General features: G+C 71.6%; 17 protein-coding genes, 1 tRNA gene and 1 rRNA gene. 11 read left to right on the forward strand and 8 right to left on the reverse strand.

Annotated elements, in window-relative coordinates:
• Positions 1-121 precede the first annotated feature (121 nt).
• The gene (locus tag ABT403_RS35095; RefSeq protein WP_344168527.1) at positions 122-2929 is read right to left on the reverse strand and encodes an SUKH-4 family immunity protein; all 2808 of its coding nucleotides are present in this window, start codon (positions 2927-2929) and stop codon (positions 122-124) included.
• A 7-nt stretch (positions 2930-2936) separates the two neighbouring features.
• Complete coding sequence (locus tag ABT403_RS35100; protein WP_344168524.1) at positions 2937-3950, reverse strand: SMI1/KNR4 family protein; 1014 nt, start codon at positions 3948-3950, stop codon at positions 2937-2939.
• A 229-nt stretch (positions 3951-4179) separates the two neighbouring features.
• Here ABT403_RS35100 and ABT403_RS35105 point away from each other — a divergent pair, with 229 nt between their 5' ends.
• Entirely contained in the window at positions 4180-4728 is a 549-nt protein-coding gene (locus tag ABT403_RS35105; protein ID WP_344168521.1) for a YwqJ-related putative deaminase, read from the forward strand.
• Positions 4729-4733: 5 nt separating this feature from the next.
• Entirely contained in the window at positions 4734-5288 is a 555-nt protein-coding gene (locus ABT403_RS35110; RefSeq protein WP_344168518.1) for an SUKH-3 domain-containing protein, read from the forward strand.
• An 85-nt stretch (positions 5289-5373) separates the two neighbouring features.
• On the opposite strand, the gene ABT403_RS35115 is transcribed toward ABT403_RS35110, so the two are convergent.
• The gene (locus ABT403_RS35115; RefSeq protein ID WP_344168788.1) at positions 5374-6624 is read right to left on the reverse strand and encodes a sensor histidine kinase; all 1251 of its coding nucleotides are present in this window, start codon (positions 6622-6624) and stop codon (positions 5374-5376) included.
• 131 nt (positions 6625-6755) lie between these two features.
• On the opposite strand from ABT403_RS35115, the gene ABT403_RS35120 reads away from it, so the two are divergent.
• The 6 genes from ABT403_RS35120 (at position 6756) to pth (ending at position 11686) form a co-directional block, all read left to right on the forward strand.
• Positions 6756-7460, forward strand: a complete 705-nt coding sequence (locus ABT403_RS35120) for a hypothetical protein (RefSeq protein WP_344168515.1) — start codon at positions 6756-6758, stop codon at positions 7458-7460.
• Positions 7461-7469: 9 nt separating this feature from the next.
• Positions 7470-7542 (forward strand) — tRNA-Gln (locus ABT403_RS35125).
• Between the two features lie 108 nt (positions 7543-7650).
• Positions 7651-9099, forward strand: coding sequence for a bifunctional UDP-N-acetylglucosamine diphosphorylase/glucosamine-1-phosphate N-acetyltransferase GlmU (gene glmU / locus ABT403_RS35130; protein ID WP_344168512.1), 1449 nt, complete (start codon positions 7651-7653; stop codon positions 9097-9099).
• Positions 9100-9233: 134 nt separating this feature from the next.
• Positions 9234-10211, forward strand: coding sequence for a ribose-phosphate diphosphokinase (locus ABT403_RS35135; protein WP_344168509.1), 978 nt, complete (start codon positions 9234-9236; stop codon positions 10209-10211).
• A 188-nt stretch (positions 10212-10399) separates the two neighbouring features.
• The gene (locus tag ABT403_RS35140; protein WP_344168506.1) at positions 10400-10981 is read left to right on the forward strand and encodes a 50S ribosomal protein L25/general stress protein Ctc; all 582 of its coding nucleotides are present in this window, start codon (positions 10400-10402) and stop codon (positions 10979-10981) included.
• Between the two features lie 114 nt (positions 10982-11095).
• The gene (gene pth, locus ABT403_RS35145; RefSeq protein ID WP_344168503.1) at positions 11096-11686 is read left to right on the forward strand and encodes an aminoacyl-tRNA hydrolase; all 591 of its coding nucleotides are present in this window, start codon (positions 11096-11098) and stop codon (positions 11684-11686) included.
• A gap of 66 nt (positions 11687-11752) precedes the next feature.
• Here pth and ppc read toward each other — a convergent pair whose 3' ends face one another.
• Positions 11753-14539, reverse strand: a complete 2787-nt coding sequence (gene ppc / locus ABT403_RS35150) for a phosphoenolpyruvate carboxylase (protein ID WP_425580332.1) — start codon at positions 14537-14539, stop codon at positions 11753-11755.
• Between the two features lie 347 nt (positions 14540-14886).
• On the opposite strand from ppc, the gene ABT403_RS35155 reads away from it, so the two are divergent.
• On the forward strand, positions 14887-15870 hold the full coding sequence (locus ABT403_RS35155) for an acyl-CoA desaturase (protein ID WP_344168500.1): 984 nt from the start codon (positions 14887-14889) through the stop codon (positions 15868-15870).
• Entirely contained in the window at positions 15867-16541 is a 675-nt protein-coding gene (locus ABT403_RS35160; protein ID WP_344168497.1) for a TetR family transcriptional regulator, read from the forward strand. Before ABT403_RS35155 ends, ABT403_RS35160 begins: the two co-directional genes overlap by 4 nt.
• Positions 16542-16637: 96 nt before the next feature.
• On the opposite strand, the gene ABT403_RS35165 is transcribed toward ABT403_RS35160, so the two are convergent.
• A complete protein-coding gene (locus ABT403_RS35165; RefSeq protein ID WP_344168782.1) occupies positions 16638-17006 on the reverse strand; it encodes a VOC family protein in 369 nt (122 codons plus the stop codon).
• 2 nt (positions 17007-17008) lie between these two features.
• Entirely contained in the window at positions 17009-17875 is an 867-nt protein-coding gene (locus tag ABT403_RS35170) for a trans-aconitate 2-methyltransferase (protein ID WP_344168494.1), read from the reverse strand.
• A 146-nt stretch (positions 17876-18021) separates the two neighbouring features.
• Here ABT403_RS35170 and ABT403_RS35175 point away from each other — a divergent pair, with 146 nt between their 5' ends.
• Positions 18022-18519 (forward strand): MarR family winged helix-turn-helix transcriptional regulator, encoded by a 498-nt coding sequence (locus tag ABT403_RS35175; protein WP_344168491.1) that lies wholly within the window; start codon positions 18022-18024, stop codon positions 18517-18519.
• On the opposite strand, the gene ABT403_RS35180 is transcribed toward ABT403_RS35175, so the two are convergent.
• A complete protein-coding gene (locus ABT403_RS35180) occupies positions 18478-19302 on the reverse strand; it encodes a LuxR C-terminal-related transcriptional regulator (RefSeq protein ID WP_344168488.1) in 825 nt (274 codons plus the stop codon). The two genes, ABT403_RS35175 and ABT403_RS35180, sit on opposite strands and share 42 nt — an antisense overlap.
• A gap of 380 nt (positions 19303-19682) precedes the next feature.
• Positions 19683-19793: ribosomal RNA gene (locus tag ABT403_RS35185) — 16S ribosomal RNA — on the reverse strand; the annotation flags it as partial.

A 19793-nucleotide genomic window follows, 5' to 3' on the forward strand; every position in this document is an offset into this window, starting at 1 on the left:
CTCTCTCGCGGGGATTCCCGTCAAGGATGCGTCATTTGAGGCCAGAAGCCTGAATGGCCGGGCCGGGACCCCCGTCGAGGGTCCCAGCCCGGCCATTCATCCGATCAACACACCGGTCCGATCAGAGCAGCCCGTCCCACATCTGCTCCAGCAGCACCGACCACCAGCTCTCCGGCGACGCCAGCGCCGCACTGTCGAGCCCCGCCAGATTCGCCTGGAAATCGACGGTCCAATGCCCGGCCTGCTCCGGCGTCAGATGCTGCCGCAGCCGCCACATGTGACCCAGCATCGCCAGCGAACGCGCGAACTGCGGCAGGCTCGAGTTCACGAACTGCGGCGGCACGGGCGCCCCTCCGGGACCCCCCTCCACCGGCACCGCCACGATGTGCGCCGTCCCGTACTGCACGCACAGCGCCTTGCCGAAGTCGCTGCCGATGACCAGGTACGAGCCCGCGTCCGACGCCGGCTGCACCTGCCGCTGCGCGGCCAGCTCGGCCAGCGTCGGCACCGGCTGCCCCGGCACCGCCTGCGCCCAGAAGAACGGCCCGAAATCGACCGGCAGGCCCGCCCACATCAGGGTCTGCGCCACGATCTCCGGCACACCCTGACGCGACACCGCCCGCTGGTCGAAACGGAACACGCCCTGCGGCCCGAACGCCCCCGCCAGCTCCTGCGCGATCGCGTCCATCGGGATCGCCGGCTGGAGCGGAACCTGCGTCAGCGGCGCCCGGACCGGCGCCGGACGCGCCGGACCGTCCGCCACCTGGTGCAGCTCACCCTGATGGGTGAGCAGGTGCCGCATGCCCTGCTGACGCCCGGCGTGGTCGGTCCCGTACGGGGCCACGCTCGTGATCCGCACCTGCGGCCACGTCTCCCGGATCATCCGGGCGCAGTAACCGCCGGGCAGCTCACAGGAGGCCAGCTCGGTGTGCAGCTCCAGCACCTGCTGCGGCGGCACGTTCATCGCGCGGAGCTCGTAGAGGATCTGCCACTCGGGGTGCGGGGTGCCGGGCGCCGAGCGGCGGATGAGCTGCTGCTCGGAGCCGTCGGGCGCACGGTAGCGCAGCACGGCCTGGTAGCCGGGGCCGACCGTGGGCACGCCGGACGGGGCCGGCTGCTGCCCCGCCGGACCGCCGGGCGGCGCGGAGGGCGGACCGGGCGGCGGCACGGCACCGGGACCGGCCAGCATCGTCGCGGCGTGCTGCATCCCGCCCCCGGGCGCACCGGGAGCCCCGGGAGCACCAGGCGCACCGGGCGCACCGGGCGGCTGCGGCGGCTGGACGACGGCCGGACCCGCCAGCATCGTCGCGGCATGGTCCAGCCCACCCCCGAGCGAACCACCGGGAGCACCGGGCGGCGCGGGCGGACCCACCGGCGCACCGGGAGCACCCGGAGCCCCGGGAGCCCCAGGAGCACCTGGCGGACCGGGCGGCTGCGGCGGCTGCACGACGGCCGGACCCGCCAGCATCGTCGCGGCATGGTCCAGCCCACCCCCGAGCGAACCACCGGGAGGACCGGGCGGCGCGGGGGGCGCGGGCGCGGCGGGCGCACCGGGAGGCGTGGGCGGACCCACCGGCGCACCGGGAGCACCCGGAGCCCCGGGAGCACCCGGCGGACCGGGCGGCTGCGGCGGCTGCACGACGGCCGGACCGGCCAGCATCGTCGCGGCGTAGTCGAGCCCGCCGCCGAGCGAACCGGAACCGGGCGCGGCCGGAGCCCCGGGCGGGCCCGGGGGTACGGAAGGCGGCGTCGGCGCACCGGGCGGTGCCGGCGGTGCCGGAACGGTCCCGGGGGCGGCCAGCATCGTCGCGGCGTAGGCCGCACCCCCGGGCGCGCCGGGAGCCGAAGGCGCCCCGACGGGCGCAGGCGGCACGGGAGCACCCGGCCCCCCAGCCACACCGGGACCACCAGGCGCACCGGGCGCACCGGGCGCACCGGGCGCAGCCGGAACCCCAGGCGCACCAGGCGCACCGGGCATCCCCGGCGCACCAGGAACCCCGGGCCCCCCGACCGGCCCTGCCGGCCCCGGAGGCACCGGCGGTACCGGTCCGGCGCCCTGCGGCGCCCCGCCCGGAGCCCCCGCTGCGCCCGCGGCCTCCGCCTGGAGCGCCAGCGCCGGAGCGATCGCGGTCCTCGGCAGCTGGCTGCCACCCGACATCAGCTGGGTCTTGGCCTCCGCGCCCGACCCGGGGGAAGCCGGGGCGTCGTCGAAGTCGGAGCCCGACAGCGGCGGCGCGAACACCGTCGCGGGCAGCGGTACGGAGCCGTCGTCGGCCCCCGGGTTCACATCCGTCCCGGCCCACGGCGTGGACCCGGACGGAACCCCGCCGGAGACGGCCCCACCGGCGGAACCACCGGCAGCGGAACCCGAACCGGAGCCCGAACCCGAACCGGAGCCCGAACCCGAACCGGAGCCCGAGCCGGAACCTGACACGGCACCGGCCGCGAAACCGGACCCGGAACCAGCCCCGGCCCCGGACGCAGAACCAGCCCCGGACCCGGACCCGGAACCGGACCCGGAACCACCCGACCCCGACCCCACCACCGGCGGAATCCCCGCCCGGTCCGCGGCCTCCTGCAACCACTCCGGCGGGCTCAGCATGAACGACGTCTGCTCCGCGTCGATCCGCGGCGGCGGAACCGAAGCCTCCGAAGCCGCCGCCGTCGCAGCCGCCCCGTACTCCTCCTCGTACCGCCGGATCACCTCACCCACCGGCAGCCCCGGCCACAGCGTCACCTCACCGCTGTCCCGAGCGATGACCAGCCGCTGCCGGCCACCACCCGACACCGGACCACCGGCCCGGTCCTCGGCCCACACCACGAAGCCCAGCCCGAACTCCCGCACCCGCACCTCACGGTGCTGGTACCCGGGCACGTCCCCGTTGATCCACTCCTCGGCGCGCTCCTGCGCCTGCGCGAACGTCACCACGACGCGCTCACCCCTCACCCATGCCGGCGTCAGCCACCGGAACCGACCCCGACACTGCAACCGAGCGCGCGAATCCGCCGTCCACCATCAGACCGGCCACCGTCTCCAGCTCCGGCGGGTTCCCCGCCAACCGCTCCAGGAAGGCATCGAAATCGGCACCGCACGGCAGCAACAGCCGCTCCACACGCTCCTGCACCGACCAGCCGTCCCGGTCGCGCGCGTCGTCGTACGGGGAGAACCAGACGGAACCGACCTGATCCCCCCGCACCTTCACCGCCAGCAGCCCGCCCTGCACGAAGGCCACACACAGGTAGTCCTTCGTCAGATGGTCCCGCAGACACTTGTTGATGTAGACGAGGTCGTTGACCGCCGCCTCCTCACGCACCGTGAAGAACGGCTGGTCCACCAGCATCCCCAGCTCCACGAACAGCCCCGCACCCACCGGCGCGCACCCGCCCGCCGCCTTCAGGAACGAGCGGTACGCCTCCGGAAGCCGGTAGCCGAGATCCTCCTCGACCCCCTGCACCTGCGCCTCCGACACCGACACCAGCGACTTCGGCAGCCCCAGGTGCACCGGACGCGCCTCCTGGAGCGGCCGCCCGCCACGCTTCTCGTGGTCCACCGGAGCCGTCGCCAGACCCGCGTGATGCCGCAACAGCGCCTTCACCTCGACCGGAACCAGCTCCATCCGCCGCGAACCCGCGACGTGGTGCCAGGTCCAGCCGTGCGGCGTCGCCACCGGCCCCACCGTGTCCCACAGCGGATGACCCGCCGCACGCATCGCCGCGTTCGCCGACACGCAGTCCGTCAGCCGCAGCTCATCCGCGCCGAAACCCTCCGGCGGCTCGGCGATCTCCACGGCCGCCCGCGCGTACCGCGAGAAATCGGGATGACCGTCCCCGTCCATCCGCACACCGTGGGGATGCCGAGCGGCCCGGACCGGGTCCGGGAAATGCACGACCTGCCCCGAGTACGCGGCGTTGGGTGGCACGGCCTGCTGCCCGAGCCGACCTGTCGTCATGGTGGTGGCCCCCTGCTGGATCTGGCTGGTTCACCACAGCCTATGTGCTCCGGCAAGACCCTCACCCGCCCCCGGCCCCCGCAGGCGCACACGGGGCGGGAACATCCGAATTGATACGAATATTCGACCCCGCTTCCACGCGACAGCGGACATTTGACAGGCTGTCCCCGCGACACGGGGGCGTGCGCGACCGCGGCCACCACCGCCGCCACGGGAGGGAAGAGGCACCATGCAGACAGCGACCACGCACAATGCGGCACCCCGCGCGGACCGCGGGCAGAACACCGACACCGGCCCCGCCGGCGACCCCCGCCTGCGCTGGAGCACCGCGGCCGGACCCCACACCCCGCCCGTACTCCGCTTCCGCCGCGACGGCATCCTGCCCACCGTCGCCGCCGCCCTCTCCGTACGCGGCGAAACCCTCACCGGCACCGCCGGCAAGGGCGACCGGCCCCCCGTACTCCACCCACTCGTCCAGGACTTCCTCGACACCCTCACCAGCGGCCAGCGGGAACGCTTCACCGGCCGCTGCCCCGAAGCGATACTCCTCTCCCGCCACCTCACCACCGTCGAAGGCGCCCGCAGCAGACGAGCCTCCCGCAAACCCCTCACCGCGAGCGAAGCCCGCCGCGCCCTGAAGCACTCCAAAATCACCGCCCGCCGCATCCGCGAAGACGGCGACCCCCTCCACGGCAGCTACGCACCCCCCTGCCGCTCCTGCGACGCGCTCCTCAACCACTTCGGCGTACGACCCGTCGACCTCACCCAGCCCGAGTAGCCACCATGACCGCCTCCTCAGCCTCCCCGGCCTCCCCGGCCGCATCGGCCTCCGCCGCATCCGCCTCCTACGGCCGCTCCTCCGCCAACCGCTTCCCCGTCGGCGTCGACGCCGCCCTGCGCACCGCAGGCTGGGAACCCGGCCGCTGGGACATCAAACAGGCCGAATACTGGGCCGACGCCCTCCGCGACCACACCACCCCCGCCGGCCACCGCCACACCGTCTTCCCGGCCGCCGTCGAAGCCTGGGCCGAATTCGGCGGCCTCACCGTCACCGCCCCCGGACCCGGCCGCCAGATAGCCCCCACCCCGGTCCGCCTCGACCCCCTCACCGGCCTCCACCTCGCCCGCACCTTCGCCGACCTCGGCCGCGCCCTCTCCACCCAGCTCTGCCCCCTCGGCTCCGACACCGCCGGCGGCGCCCACCTCGCCATCGACCGCGAAGGCCGCACCTACCTCGTCGACCACACCGGCGACTGGTACCTCGGCGCCACCCTCGACGAGGCCCTCACCCTCCTCCTCACCGGCCTCCAGCCCGCCCGCCTCACCACCGAACCCTGAACCACCCCCGGGGGCCGGACCCGCCAGGCCCCCCAGCAGGCCCCACCAGCCCCACCGCCACCCCCCGACCCACCCGGGGGCGGGACTACCGCGACGGCAACACCGCCGACACCTTGAACCCGCCCCCGTCCGTAGGCCCCGACACGAACACCCCGCCCAGCCCCAGAACCCGCTCCCGCATCCCGACGAGCCCGTTCCCCCCACTGGGCAGATCCGCAGACCGCGCCTCCCCCTCACACGGCCCGTTCTCCACCTGCATCGCCACCTCCCCCTCCCGGTGCGCCAGCCGGACCACCACCCGCGCACCCGGAGCGTGCTTGTGGCAGTTCGTCAACGCCTCCTGCACCACCCGGTACGCCGTCTGCTCCACCTCCGCCGCATACGCGCACCGCTCCCCCTGCACCACCATCTCCACACTCATCCCCGCCGCCCGCGACTGCCCCACCAGCACCTCCAGCTCCGCCAGCGAAGGCCCCTCCTCCCCCACCACCGCCACGGCCGCCACCGGAGCCACCGCCGCCACCGGCTTCTGCGGAGCCCGCAAAACCCCCAGCATCTCCCGCAACTCCGTCAACGCCTGCCGCCCCATGTCACCCACCAGCGCCGCGTTGCGCACCGCCTTCTCCGGATCCTTCCCGGCCACCGCCTGCAACGCCGCCGCATGCACCACCATCAACGACACCCGGTGCGCCACCACGTCGTGCATCTCCCGCGCGATCCGCGTCCGCTCCTCCTGACGCGCCCACTCCGCCCGCTCCTCCGCCCGGTCGGCCAGCAACGACAGCTCCCGCTCCAGCGAATCCGCCCGCTCCTGCAGGCTCTCCATCAACCGCCGCCGCGCCCCCACGTACAGCCCCAGCAGCACCGGCGGCACCGTCAGCGCCACCGCCATGAACGCGGACAGCACGAAGACCAGCGCGCCCTCCCCGTCCACGTCCCCCCGCGTCCGCAGATACGTGACGACGAACGTCCCCACCAGCGACATCGAGGCCAGCGTGGCCGTGATCCGCCGGGGCACCTCACAGGCCGCCAGCGTGTACAGCCCCACCACCCCGAGCAGGAACCCCACCGCCGCCGGCGTGACGGCGATCCCCACCAGCACCACGGCGATCGGCCACCGCCGCCGCAGCACCAGCACGGCCCCCACCACGACCCCGAACACCACCCCGAGCACCACGGGCAGCCCGGCCTCGTGCGCGAACGGAATCCCCTCCAGGGCACACTCCGCCGCCGACGCCACCCCCAGCCCCACATCGAGCACGGCCCCCCGCCGCCGCTCCCACCACCAGGGCCCGTCCCGCCCGGCCCCGTCCCGCTCATCCCCCGTAAAGGTCATACCGACCAGCGTACGCAGCGGCCGCAGCACGTCACGGACCGAAAATCCAGCAAACGCGGGGTAATCGCACATACGACTGAACCATCCGGAATCCGAGACCTGAATCCCACATTCCGGACGAACCTGGGGGCATGAGCAAATACGCCGACTTCGAGGGCCTCCGCGACCGCGCCCGCGAGCTGCGCCTCCAGGGCATGACGTACGACCAGATCCAGGTCGAGCTCGGCTGCTCGAAGAGCTCCATCTCCCTGTGGGTCCGGGACCTCCCCAAGCCGGAGCGCCATACACGCCGCGTCACCACCGACATGACCCAGGCACAGGCCGGCAGGCGAGAGGCCCACGAGCGTCGCCTCGTCGAACACGAAGCCACGCGCCAGGCGGCGGCGACCGAGATCGGCACCCTCAGCGAGAGAGAGCTGTTCCTGCTGGGCGTCGCCCTCTACTGGGCGGAGGGGGCGAAGGCCAAGCCGCATCCCCAGATCAAATTCGTGAACAGCGACCCGAACATGATCAGAACATTCCTTGCCTGGCTACGCCTCATGAGCGTGGAGAACGAGCGGCTCCGCTTCACCCTCCAGATCCACGAAACCGCCGACATCACGGCAGCCGAGGATTACTGGCAAGGAATCGTCGGACTCGGCGCCGCACACTTCTACAAGACCGCCGTCAAGCGCCACAACCCCAGAACCAACCGCAAGAACACCGGTACCGGCTACCGCGGATGCCTCACGGTGAGCGTCTTGCGGGGCGCGGAACTTCACCGTCGCATCGAAGGCGCCTGGTGCGGCATAGTAGGGGGCATCGACTCGATCACTAAGACTCAGTGTCCGATTTAGTCGAAATGGTCCCCTGTAGTGTAATTGGCAGCACAATGGCTTTTGGTGCCATTAGGTCCGGGTTCGAATCCTGGCGGGGGAGCCTCACAAGTTCGGGTCCTGACCTCAAGGTCGGGACCCGGCCTCGTTTCCGACCCGTGACCCCCCGCTATCCTTCACGGGTCCACCCCCGAAGCCGAAGGGCACACCCGTGAGCGCAACCCGCCCGGCAGCCGTCGTCGTACTCGCAGCGGGTGAGGGCACCCGCATGAAGTCCGCGACCCCCAAGGTCCTGCACGAGATCTGCGGGCGCTCGCTCGTCGGTCACGTGGTCGCCGCCTCCCGCGAGCTCGACCCGACCCACCTCGTCGTCGTCGTGGGCCACGCCCGCGAGCAGGTGACCGCGCACCTCACCGGCATCGACGCCGGCGTCCGCACCGCCGTCCAGTACGAGCAGAACGGCACCGGCCACGCCGTCCGGATGGCCCTCGAGGAACTCGGCGGCACCGTCGAGGGGACCGTCATCGTCGTCTGCGGCGACACCCCCCTCCTCACCGGGGAGACCCTGCGCGCCCTCGCGGCCACCCACGCGGCCGACGGCAACGCCGTCACCGTCCTGACCGCCGAGGTCCCCGACTCCACCGGCTACGGCCGCATCGTCCGCGACCCCTCGACCGGCGCCGTCACCGCGATCGTCGAGCACAAGGACGCCACCGAGGGCCAGCGCGCGATCCGCGAGATCAACTCCGGGGTCTTCGCCTTCGACGGCGCCCTCCTCGCCGACGCCCTCGGCAAGGTCCGCACCGACAACAGCCAGGGCGAGGAGTACCTCACCGACGTGCTCGGGATCCTGCGCGAGGCGGGTCACCGCGTCGGCGCGGCGGTCGGCGCCGATCACCGGCAGATCCTCGGGATCAACAACCGCGTGCAGCTCGCCGAGGCCCGCGCCCTGCTGAACGCGCGCCTGCTGGAGCAGGCGATGCTCGCGGGCGTCACCGTCGTGGACCCGGCCGGGACCTTCGTCGACGTCACCGTCACCTTCGGGCAGGACGCGCTGATCCACCCCGGCACCCAGCTGCTGGGCTCCACGCACATCGGCGAGGGGGCCGAGGTCGGCCCGAACACCCGGCTGAAGGACACCCGCGTGGGTGCGGGCGCCCGGGTGGACAACACCGTGGCGGACGGCGCCGTGATCGGCGACCACGCGACCGTCGGCCCGTTCGCGTACCTGCGTCCGGGGACGGACCTGGGCGCGAAGGCGAAGGCCGGCACGTACGTCGAGATGAAGAACGCGACGATCGGCGAGGGCACGAAGGTCCCGCACCTCTCCTACGTCGGTGACGCGACCATCGGCGAGTACACGAACATCGGCGCGGCCAGCGTCTTCGTGAACTACGACGGTGAGCACAAGCACCACACGACCGTCGGCTCACATTGCAAGACGGGTTCGGACAACATGTTTGTGGCACCGGTCACGATCGGGGACGGGGCCTACACGGCCGCCGGATCGGTGATCACGAAGGACGTTCCGGCGGGCGCGCTGGCCGTGGCACGCGGCCAGCAGCGGAATATCGAGGGCTGGGTGGCGCGCAAGCGGCCCGGCAGCGCGGCCGCGACGGCCGCGCAGTCCTCGTCCGAGAAGGACTCCGGCCACCGCTGAGGTGAACTGACCGGAAACGAGTACGCCCGGGACGGCGTACCGTGATAGGTGCACGCAATTCGGCTGGCTCACCGTGTGCGGGACGGACGTACACGGGGGCGAGCAGCTTTTCACACGTCTGAGGAGACAGTGCTGTGACCGGGATCAAGACGACCGGCGAGAAGAAGCTGATGCTCTTCTCCGGCCGCGCCCACCCCGAGCTGGCCGAGGAGGTGGCGCACCAGCTGGGGGTCAGCCTGGTGCCGACCAAGGCTTTCGACTTCGCGAACGGTGAGATCTACGTCCGCTTCCAGGAGTCGGCGCGTGGCGCGGACTGCTTCCTGATCCAGAGCCACACGGCTCCGATCAACAAGTGGATCATGGAGCAGCTCATCATGATCGACGCGCTGAAGCGCGCGTCGGCTCGTTCCATCACGGTGATCATCCCGTCGTACGGGTATGCCCGTCAGGACAAGAAGCACAAGGGCCGTGAGCCGATCTCGGCGCGTCTGGTGGCGGACCTGCTGAAGACCTCGGGTGCGGACCGGATCCTGACGGTCGACCTGCACACGGACCAGATCCAGGGCTTCTTCGACGGTCCGGTGGACCACCTGTCGGCGCTGAACGTGCTGGCGGACTACGTGGGTGCCAAGGTGGACCGCAGCAAGCTGACGGTGGTGTCCCCGGACGCCGGCCGTGTGCGGGTGGCGGACCGCTGGTGTGACCGTCTGGACGCGCCGCTGGCGATCGTGCACAAGCGCCGTGACAAGGACGTCGCCAACCAGGTGACGGTCCACGAGGTCGTGGGTGAGGTCAAGGGCCGGGTCTGTGTCCTGGTGGACGACATGATCGACACGGGTGGCACGATCTGCGCCGCGGCCGACGCGCTGTTCGCGCACGGTGCGGAGGACGTCATCGTGACGGCGACGCACGGCATCCTGTCGGGTCCGGCGGCCGACCGTCTGAAGAACTCGAAGGTCAGCGAGTTCGTCTTCACGAACACGCTGCCCGACCCGTCCGACCTGGAGCTCGACAAGATCACGGTCCTGTCGATCGCGCCGATGATCGCCCGTGCGGTGCGCGAGGTGTTCGAGGACGGTTCGGTGACGAGCCTGTTCGAGGAGCAGCAGTAAGGGCCTGAGGGGCCTGCGCTAGATCCTTTTGGGTACGGTCTCCCCGCCGGGTACACTCGATGAGTTGCTCGGCGAGGGAGGCCGTACCTGTTTTCCGGTACGGGTGCTCCGTTATCGACGCGCTCTTCGTAGCAGGCCGTTTCGGCCGGGTGACTTCTGTCCGTTTCGTCACCCCACGAGGAGTGAACATGTCCGAGATCAAGCTTTCCGCGAAGCTCCGCGACACCTTCGGCAAGGGCTCTGCCCGCCAGTCCCGTCGTGACGCCCTGACCCCGGGTGTCATCTACGGTCACGGCACCACCCCGAAGCACGTCGGCGTCGAGGCCCACGCGCTGATGATGGCCCTGAAGACCCCGAACGCGCTGCTGTCCCTGGACATCGAGGGCGACGGCACCGAGCTGGTCATCCCGAAGGCCGTTCAGCGTCACCCGCTGAAGCGCAACATCCTGCACGTCGACTTCCTGATCGTCCAGAAGGGCGAGAAGGTCACGGTCGAGGTTCCGGTCGTGACCGAGGGCGACCTGGCCCCCGGTGGCAACCTGCTGGAGACCCTCCTGGCCACCGTTTCCGTCGAGGCCGAGGCCACCCACATCCCGACCGAGATCACCGTCTCGATCGCGGGCCTGGAGGCCGGTGCCACGGTGCACGCCTCCGACCTGGTCCTGCCGGCCGGCACCTCGCTGGCCGTCGACGGTGAGACCGCCGTCCTGCAGGTCGTCGCCCCGCAGGCCGAGGAGCCGGCCGCCGAGGCCGAGGGCACCGAGGCCTGAGCCTCGCCCTTCCTCCTCAGCAGTTGCTGACCGACCGCCGTCCGGCTCCACTGGAGCGGGACGGCGGTCGTTTTCGTTCATGGCGTGGCAAGGCATTGCCGTAAGGAGCTTTTGATGTCGGACGACGCGGCACCCTGGCTGATCGTCGGTCTCGGGAATCCCGGGGCGGAGTACGCCGGGAACCGGCACAACATCGGCTTCATGGTGGCCGATCTGCTGGCCGAGCGGATCGGCGGGAAGTTCAAGGCGCACAAGGCGCGGGCGCAGGTGCTGGAGGGCCGGATGGGTGCTCCGGGGCCGGCGAACCGGCGGGTGGTGATCGCGAAGCCGATGTCGTTCATGAACCTGTCGGGCGGTCCGGTGACGGCGTTGCGTGATTTCTACAAGGTGCCGCTGGAGCGGGTGGTGGCGGTCCATGACGAGCTGGACATCGATTACGCGACGCTGCGGCTGAAGCTGGGTGGTGGGGACAACGGCCACAACGGGCTGAAGTCGATGACGAAGGCGATGGGTGCGGACTACCACCGGGTGCGGTGCGGGATCGGCCGGCCGCCGGGGCGGATGCAGGTGGCGGATTTCGTGCTGAAGGACTTCTCCTCGACGGAGCGCAAGGAGCTGGACTGGTTCGTGGACCGGTCGGCGGACGCGGTGGAGTGTCTGGTCCAGGAGGGTCTGGAGCGGGCGCAGTCGGCGTACAACTCCTGATCGCACGGGTGCATGAGGAAGCCCCCGCCGGTTTTCGGCGGGGGCTTCCTCGTGTACGGGGCCGGGTCAGCCGGTGTTGCGCAGGCCGGCGGCGACGCCGTTGACGGTGAGCAGGAGGGCGCGGGCGAGCAGGGGGTCGGGGGTTTCGCCGCGGGCGGCGGCGGCGCGCTGGCGGGCGAGGAGGGAGACCTGGAGGTAGGAGATGGGGTCCAGGTAGGCGTCGCGGACGGCGAAGGTCTGCTGGAGGACGGGCTGGGAGTCGAGGAGCTTCTCGCCGCCGGTGATGCGCAGGACTTCGCGGACGGTCAGTTCGTGTTCGGCCTCGATGCGGGTGAAGACGTGCTTGAGGTGTTCGGGGACGAGGGTGTCGACGTAGTGGCGGGCGATGCGCAGGTCGGTCTTGGCGAGGGTCATCTCGACGTTGGAGAGGAAGTTGCGGAAGAAGTGCCACTTCTGGCCCATCTCGCCGAGTGCGTCGTCCTGGCCGGATTCGCGCAGGGCCTTGAGGCCGGAGCCGACGCCGTACCAGCCGGGGACGATCTGGCGGGACTGGGTCCAGCCGAAGACCCAGGGGATGGCGCGCAGTCCGTCGAGGCCGGCGCCGGAGTCGGGGCGGCGGGAGGGGCGGGAGCCGAGGTGGAGGTCGGCGAGCTGGTCGACGGGGGTGGCGGCGAAGAAGTAGGCGGGCAGGTCGGGGTCTTCGACGAGTTCGCGGTAGGCGGCGTGGGCGGCGTCGGAGACGATGTCCATGGCCGCGTCCCAGCGGGTGAGGGCGTCGGGGGACTGGCGGGGCGCGGTGTGCAGGGCGGAGGCCTGGAGGGTGGCCGCGACGGTCAGCTCCAGGTTCTCGCGGGCCAGGGAGGGGACGAGGTACTTGTCGGAGATGACCTCGCCCTGTTCGGTGACCTTGATCTCGCCTTCGAGGGTGCCCCAGGGCTGGGCGAGGATGGCGTCGTGGGAGGGGCCGCCGCCGCGGCCGACGGTGCCGCCGCGGCCGTGGAAGAGGCGCAGGCGTACGCCGTGGCGGTGGGCGACGTCGCGCAGGCGGCGCTGGGCGCGGTGGATCTCCCACTGGCTGGTGGTGATGCCGCCGAACTTGCTGGAGTCGGAGTAGCCGAGCATGACCTCCTGGACGTCGCCGCGCAGGGAGACGAGGCGTCGGTAGGAGGGGTCGGCGAGCATCTCGTCGAGGATGACGTCGGCGGCGCGGAGCTCGTCGGTGGTCTCCAGGAGGGGGACGATGCCGATCTTGGCCCAGCCGGCGTGGAGGTCGAGGAGGCCGGCTTCGCGGGCGAGGACGGCGGCGGCGAAGACGTCGTCGGCGCCCTGGCACATGGAGATGATGTAGGACTCGATGACCTCGGGGCCGAACTTCTCGAAGGCGTCCTTGATGGCGGAGAAGACGCCGAGGGTCTTCTGGCCGGCCGGGTCGAGGGGTGCGGGGGTGGGTGCGAGGGGGCGGCGGGAGCGGAGTTCCTTGGCGAGGAGCTTCTGCCGGTAGTCGCGGGGCATGTCGGCGTAGCGCCAGGATTCCTCGCCGAGGCGGTCGAAGAGCTGGCCGAGGGCGTGGTGGTGGGCGTCGGCGTGTTCGCGGACGTCCATGGTGGCGAGCTGGAGGCCGAAGGCGGCGAGGGTGCGGATGGTGCGGTCCATGCGGCCGTCGGCGAAGAGGGCGCCGCGGTGTTCGCGCAGGGAGGTCTGGATGAGGGTGAGGTCGGTGAGGAGCTCGGCGGTGCCGAGGTAGTCGCGGCCTTCCTCGTGGGGGGTGCCCTTGGCGAGGCGTTCGCGGGTGTTGAGGAGCTTCTGGCGGATGCAGGTGGCCTTGAGCCGGTAGGGCTCTTCGGCGTTGAGGCGCTTGTAGCGGGGGCTGATCTCGGGGAGGCGTTCGAGGTCGGCCTGGAGTGAGGTGAGGAGTTCCTCGGTGGCGCCGGTGTAGCGGATGGAGTTGGAGAGCAGTCCGCGCAGGAAGTCGATGAGTTCGAGGGCGTCGGTGATGCCGTGTTCGTGCTGGAGGATCAGGACGTCGCGGGTGACGTCGGGGGTGACGTTGGGGTTGCCGTCGCGGTCGCCGCCGATCCAGGTGCCGAAGGTGAGGGGGCGGGTGCCGGCGGGGAGTTCGACGCCGACGCGCTGGAGTTCGGCGGCGAGGTCCTCGAGGACGTCGCCGACGGCGTCGGCGTGGAGTTCGTCGAGGTAGTAGATGGCGTTGCGGGCCTCGTCGGTGGGTTCGGGGCGGACGACGCGCAGTTCGTCGGTCTGCCAGACGAGGTCGATGTTCTCGGCGAGGCGCAGGTCGTGGCGGCGGCGGTCGCCGGCTCCGGTGACGGGCTCTTCGAGGAGGGCCGCGATGCGGCGGAGCTTGTTGAGGACGCTGCGGCGGGCGGCCTCGGTGGGGTGTGCGGTGAAGACGGGGCGGACGTTGAGGTTCTTGACCGTCTCGCGCAGGTGTTCGGGGTCGGCGTCCTTGAGCATGTCGGCGGTGCGGGCGAGGAGCCCGCCTTCGGCGGCGCGGTGGGCGCGCAGTTCCTTGCCGCGGTGGACCTGCTCGGTGATGTTGGCGAGGTGGAAGTAGGTGGAGAAGGCGCGTACGAGCTTGGCGGCGGTCTCCAGGTCGGTGTCGCCGAGCAGGGCGGCGGCGGCTTCGCCGTCGGTGCGGGTCAGTGCGCGGACGCGTTCGACGAGGTCGAGGAGGTCCTGGCCCTCCTGGCGTACGAGGGTTTCGCCGAGGAGGTCGCCGAGGCGGCGGATGTCGGCGCGCAGTTCCGCGTTGGCGCTCTGCGCGGCGCGCGTGCGGTCGGACGGGTCGGCGGGCTGGGTGACGGGGGCCTGGGGGGCCTGGTCAGCACTGCTCACAGGTGCGGCTCCTTGCAGTGTTCGAGCGCTACTGGGCTGTGGGCTCCCTGGGTGCGCGTCCGGCGGTGCCGATGGTGGTGCGCAGCCCGGGCTGCCCGTGCGGACCGCGCTGTCCGACGACACCAGGATAGGCGGCGGGTCCCTGTGCCTCGGCAGAGTGGGCCCGTGTTCCGGCGGGGCGGCGTGGTGCGGGGGCCGTGGGGGCGGGTCGGGGGTGTGGTGCGGGCGCGCTCCTCTTGCCGGGCGGGGCGGGTTTGCCATACTTACGTTGCCGTAGGTTACGGGTCCGTAGGTCTGGGGCCGTGGCCGTGGCACCTGCCGGCTTCTCACCCCCCAGGGGATCTCCGATGACCCTCAGTCCCGATCTGATGGAGGACGCCGGCGCGGCGTCTTCCGGTACTCCAGTGCCGTCCGCGACGCGTGGCGGTGAGCAGAAGCGCTCCGTGGAGCAGGTGGCGCTGCTGCTGTTCATCACGGTGCCGTTCCTGGCGTTGCTGGCGGCGGTGCCGCTGGCGTGGGGCTGGGGGGTGAGCTGGCTGGATCTGGGTCTGATGGTGTTCATGTATTTCGTGGCGTGCCACGGGATCACCATCGGCTTCCACCGGTATTTCACGCACGGTTCCTTCAAGGCGAAGCGGCCGCTGCGGATCGTGCTCGCGGTGATGGGTTCGCTGGCGGTGGAGGGGCCGCTGGTGCGCTGGGTGGCGGACCACCGCAAGCACCACAAGTTCTCGGATCACGAGGGTGACCCGCATTCGCCGTGGCGGTTCGGGGAGACGGTGCCGGCGTTGATGAAGGGCCTGTGGTGGGCGCACATCGGCTGGCTGTTCGACGAGGAGCAGACGGACCAGCAGAAGTACGCGCCGGACCTGGTCAAGGATCCGGCGATCCGGCGGATCAGCCGTGACTTCATCTACTGGACGGTGGTGTCGCTGGCGATCCCGCCGCTGGTGGGGGGCCTGGTGACGATGTCGTGGTGGGGGGCGTTCACGGCGTTCTTCTGGGGTTCGCTGGTGCGGGTGGCGCTGCTGCACCACGTGACGTGGTCGATCAATTCGATCTGTCACGCGGTGGGCAAGCGGCCGTTCCGGTCGCGGGACCGCAGCGGGAACGTGTGGTGGCTGGCGGTGCTGTCGTGCGGGGAGTCCTGGCACAACCTGCACCACGCGGATCCGACGTCGGCGCGTCACGGTGTGCTGCGCGGTCAGGTGGATTCGAGTGCGCGGCTGATCCGCTGGTTCGAGCTGGCGGGGTGGGCGTCGGACGTGCGGTGGCCGTCGGGGGCGAGGATCGACGCCCGGCGCAAGGACGGGACGCCGAACGCGGCATGATGGGGGACGTGGCGATCGACGGCAGCAGTACCAGCAGCGACAAGCCCAGGCGAGGCCGCCGGGTCCGGATGACGGGCGCCGAGCGGCGCCAGCAACTGCTCGACATCGGCCGCACCCTGTTCGCCGAGAAGGGGTTCGAGGGCACGTCGGTGGAGGAGATCGCGGCCAAGGCCGGGGTGTCCAAGCCGGTGGTGTACGAGCACTTCGGCGGCAAGGAGGGCTTGTACGCGGTGGTGGTGGACCGTGAGATGCGCCAGTTGCTGGACGGGGTGACGGGCGCGCTGACGGCCGGGCATCCGCGGGAGCTGCTGGAGCAGGCGGCGTTCGCGCTGCTGGATTACATCGAGAGCTATACGGACGGGTTCCGGATCCTGGTGCGGGATTCTCCGGTGGCGCAGTCGACGGGCACGTTCGCGTCGCTGATCAGTGACATCGCCACGCAGGTGGAGGACATCCTGGGTCTGGAGTTCAAGGCGCGGGGGTTCGATCCGAAGCTGGCGCCGCTGTACGCGCAGGCGCTGGTGGGGATGGTGGCGCTGACGGGTCAGTGGTGGCTGGAGACGCGGCGGCCGAAGAAGGCGGAGGTGGCGGCGCATCTGGTGAACCTGGCCTGGCACGGGCTGGAGCACCTGGAGGCGCGGCCGCGGCTGGTGGGCCACCGCAAGAGCTGAGGTCCCTCGCGGGGTGTGGCGGCGCCCCGTCACCGGGTTTCCGGTGGCGGGGCGCCGCCGTGCGTGGGGGTCCGCCGGGTCAGGCGGGGGTGGTGCTCAGTGTCCGGTGAGGGGTTCGAGGAACTCCAGCCGGTTGCCGACGGGGTCGTGCGAGTAGAAGCGCCGGTGGCCCGGCAGGTTGTCGTCCCAGACGACGTCCGCTCCGCGGTCGCGGAGTCTGCCGGCGTACTCCTCGATGCCGGTCACCCGCAGTCCGGGGTGGGCCTTGCGGGCGGGCCTGAAGTCCTCTTCCACTCCCAGGTGCAGCTGTACCGCGCCCGCGGCGAACCAGCAGCCCCCGCGCGCGGCGAGGACGGGGGGTTTGGAGATCTCGGTCATGCCCAGGACGCCTTGGTAGTAGGCGCGGAGCTTGTCCTCGGAGCCGGGGGGTGCGGCGAGCTGGACGTGGTCGACGGCGGTCAGCACGGTCATGCCTCCTTGCGGGCGATGGCGAAGATGCGGCGGAAGGGGAAGACGGTGCCCCTCGGTCCGCCGGGGTAGGCGAGGCGCAGTGCCTCGCGGTATTCGGCGAGGAACCGGTCGGCGGAGTCGCGGTCGTCGCCGAGGACGGTGAGGACGGGGCGCAGGGCGGTGCCCTTGACCCAGTCGAGGACGGGGTCGGGGCCCTGGAGCATCTGGTAGTAGGTGGTCTCCCAGACGTCGACGGCGCAGCCGAGTTCGGTGAACCGGGCGAGGTATTCGGCGGGTTCGAGGATGTGGATGTAGCGGGCGCCGTGTCCGCCGAGGCGTTCGCGCCAGCGCGGGGTGTCGCAGAGTTCGGCGAGGAGCCGGTGGCTGGGGGCGGTGAAGTTGCCGGGGATCTGGAAGGCGAAGGTTCCGCCGGGCCGCAGGCCGTTGATCCAGGAGGCGAAGGAGCCGGGGTGGCTGGGCACCCACTGGAGGGCGGCGTTGGAGACGATCAGGTCGTAGGTCTCCTCGGGCATCCACTCGGCGATGTCGCCGTGGCGGAAGTCGAGGTGGCCGCCGCCGGGGGTGGGTCCGGCGTGTTCGGCGTCGGCGAGGCGGAGCATCTCGGGGGAGAGGTCGAAGCCGGTGATGTGGGCCTCGGGCCAGCGGTCGGCGAGGAGGGCGGTGACGTTGCCGGGGCCGCAGCCGAGGTCGGCGATGCGCGCGGGTCGGGTGGGGAGCTCGGATATGCGGGTCAGCAGGTCGAGGAAGGGCCGGGTCCGGTGTCCGGCGTGGCGCAGGTACTGGTGGGGGTCCCAGACGGGTGCGGACGGGCTGGAGCCGTCCATGGAGTGGGGGCGCACGGCCCGCGCGATATCGGAATGCATGTTCGAGCCTCCCTACTGGTGGGGCGGTCGGAAGCGGAAGCTGTTCCGGCCCCCTCCATGCCCCATGCTCGGCCAGAATATATCTCGATGTCAAGATTCTCGATTTGAAGAGACTTCATGTCGACAGACCCCGTACACTGATCCGCATGGAGGACGAGGTCGACCGACTGGTCGCGGCATGGCGGCGAGAGCGCCCTGACCTCGACGTGGAACCGCTCGAAGTGCTCAGCCGCGTGAGCCGGCTCGCACGCCATCTCGACCGCGCACGCAGGCTGGCCTTCTCCGAGCACGGCCTCGAACCGTGGGAGTTCGACGTCCTGACCTCGCTGCGGCGCGCCGGAGCCCCGTACCAGCTCTCCCCCGGGCAGTTGCTGACGCAGACCCTCGTCACCTCCGGCACCATGACCAACCGCATCGACCGGCTGGCCAAGAAGGGCCTCGTCGAACGGCTCCCGGACCCCAGCGACCGGCGCGGGGTACTGGTACGGCTGACCCCCGAGGGGCGCGACCGCGCCGACCAGTCCCTGGCGGGGCTGCTGGCCCAGGAACGGGCGATCCTGGCCCAGCTCTCCGCGGCCGAGCGCGTCGACCTGGCGGGCCTGCTACGCCAGTTGACCGCTCCGTTCGACAACATCCCCGGATAGCTCCGCCGGCCGCACGCCGGCCCGCCGGGCCAGGGCCACGGCCGCCAGGGTGGAGTGCACCCCGAGCTTGCCCAGCACGTTCTGCATATGGGTGCGGACGGTGTGCGGGGACAGGAACAGCCGCGCCGCCACGTCCTTGCGGCCCAGCCCCGCCACCATGCAGCGCAGTACCTCGTGCTCGCGCGGGGTGAGGGACTCCACGAGCCGTTCGCTGTCGGTGCGGTGCTTGCGGGCGGCCGTCAGCTCCCGCAGCACGCCGGTCAGCAGCGCGGGTGCCAGATGGGTCTCCTCGCGCAGCACCCCCCGGATCACGGAGAGCAGCCTCGACAGCGAGCAGTCCTTCGCCACCCACCCCGAGGCCCCGGCCTGGAGGGCGAGGGCGGCCCGGCGGGGGTCGTCCCGCTCGGCGAGGACGACGGTGCGCACGCCCGGGTGGGCGGTGCGCACCCCGGCGACCAGTGCGATGCCGTCCGCCGGCGGCGGGGACGGGACGCCGTGCGCGCGCTGGCCCGGTACGGGCAGGGCACCGCCCGTACCGGCGGCGGCGCCGGGCGGCGGCGGTACGGGCGGCGCGCCCGGCGGGCCGGCTGCGCCGAGGTCGGCGTCGACGAGCAGCACGTCGAAGCGGCGGCCTTCCGCCGCCGCGCGTTCGAGGCAGCGCTGGGCCGCTGGACCGCTGCCGGCCGCGGACACGTCCACGTCCGGCTCGGCCGCGAGCGCGGCTGCGAGAGATTCGGCGAAGATGCGGTGGTCGTCGACCACCAGGACCCGGATACGAACCACAAAACCCCCAAGGGTCGGGGAACGGACGACTACGGGTACGGCGCCGGGACCGGGTGGCCCACAGGCCGCCGCGGCCGCCGCCGCGACATCTGTGCACCTACCCGGGACCGGACGCCGTACCCGGCGTGTCTCGACCCCTGAATCAACACCGGCCCCCACCGGCGTCACGCATCAGCGTAGAACGGGCGACGTCCCGTGGTTGGCCGAATAGCAGAAGTTTTCCGAGCGATTTTCGGGTCCCACGGTCCGCAACGGCCTTCCGCGTGGCCGGATTTCGACTGTCCGGAAGCCCGGAGGGCCGATTTTCCGACCGGCGCGTGCCCCGGGCAGTTGCACGGGGTGCCTTTCACCCGGCGTACGCACGCTGGGCGCCCGCGCAGGGCGCCCGTCCACCGCGCCCACCGGACAACGCTTGCGCCCTACGTATTACCGCGGCTGCTGGCACGTAGTTAGCCGGCGCTTCTTCTGCAGGTACCGTCACTTTCGCTTCT

This window comes from Streptomyces sp. NPDC000075 (assembly GCF_040301925.1).
Lineage (GTDB): Bacteria > Actinomycetota > Actinomycetes > Streptomycetales > Streptomycetaceae > Streptomyces > Streptomyces polychromogenes.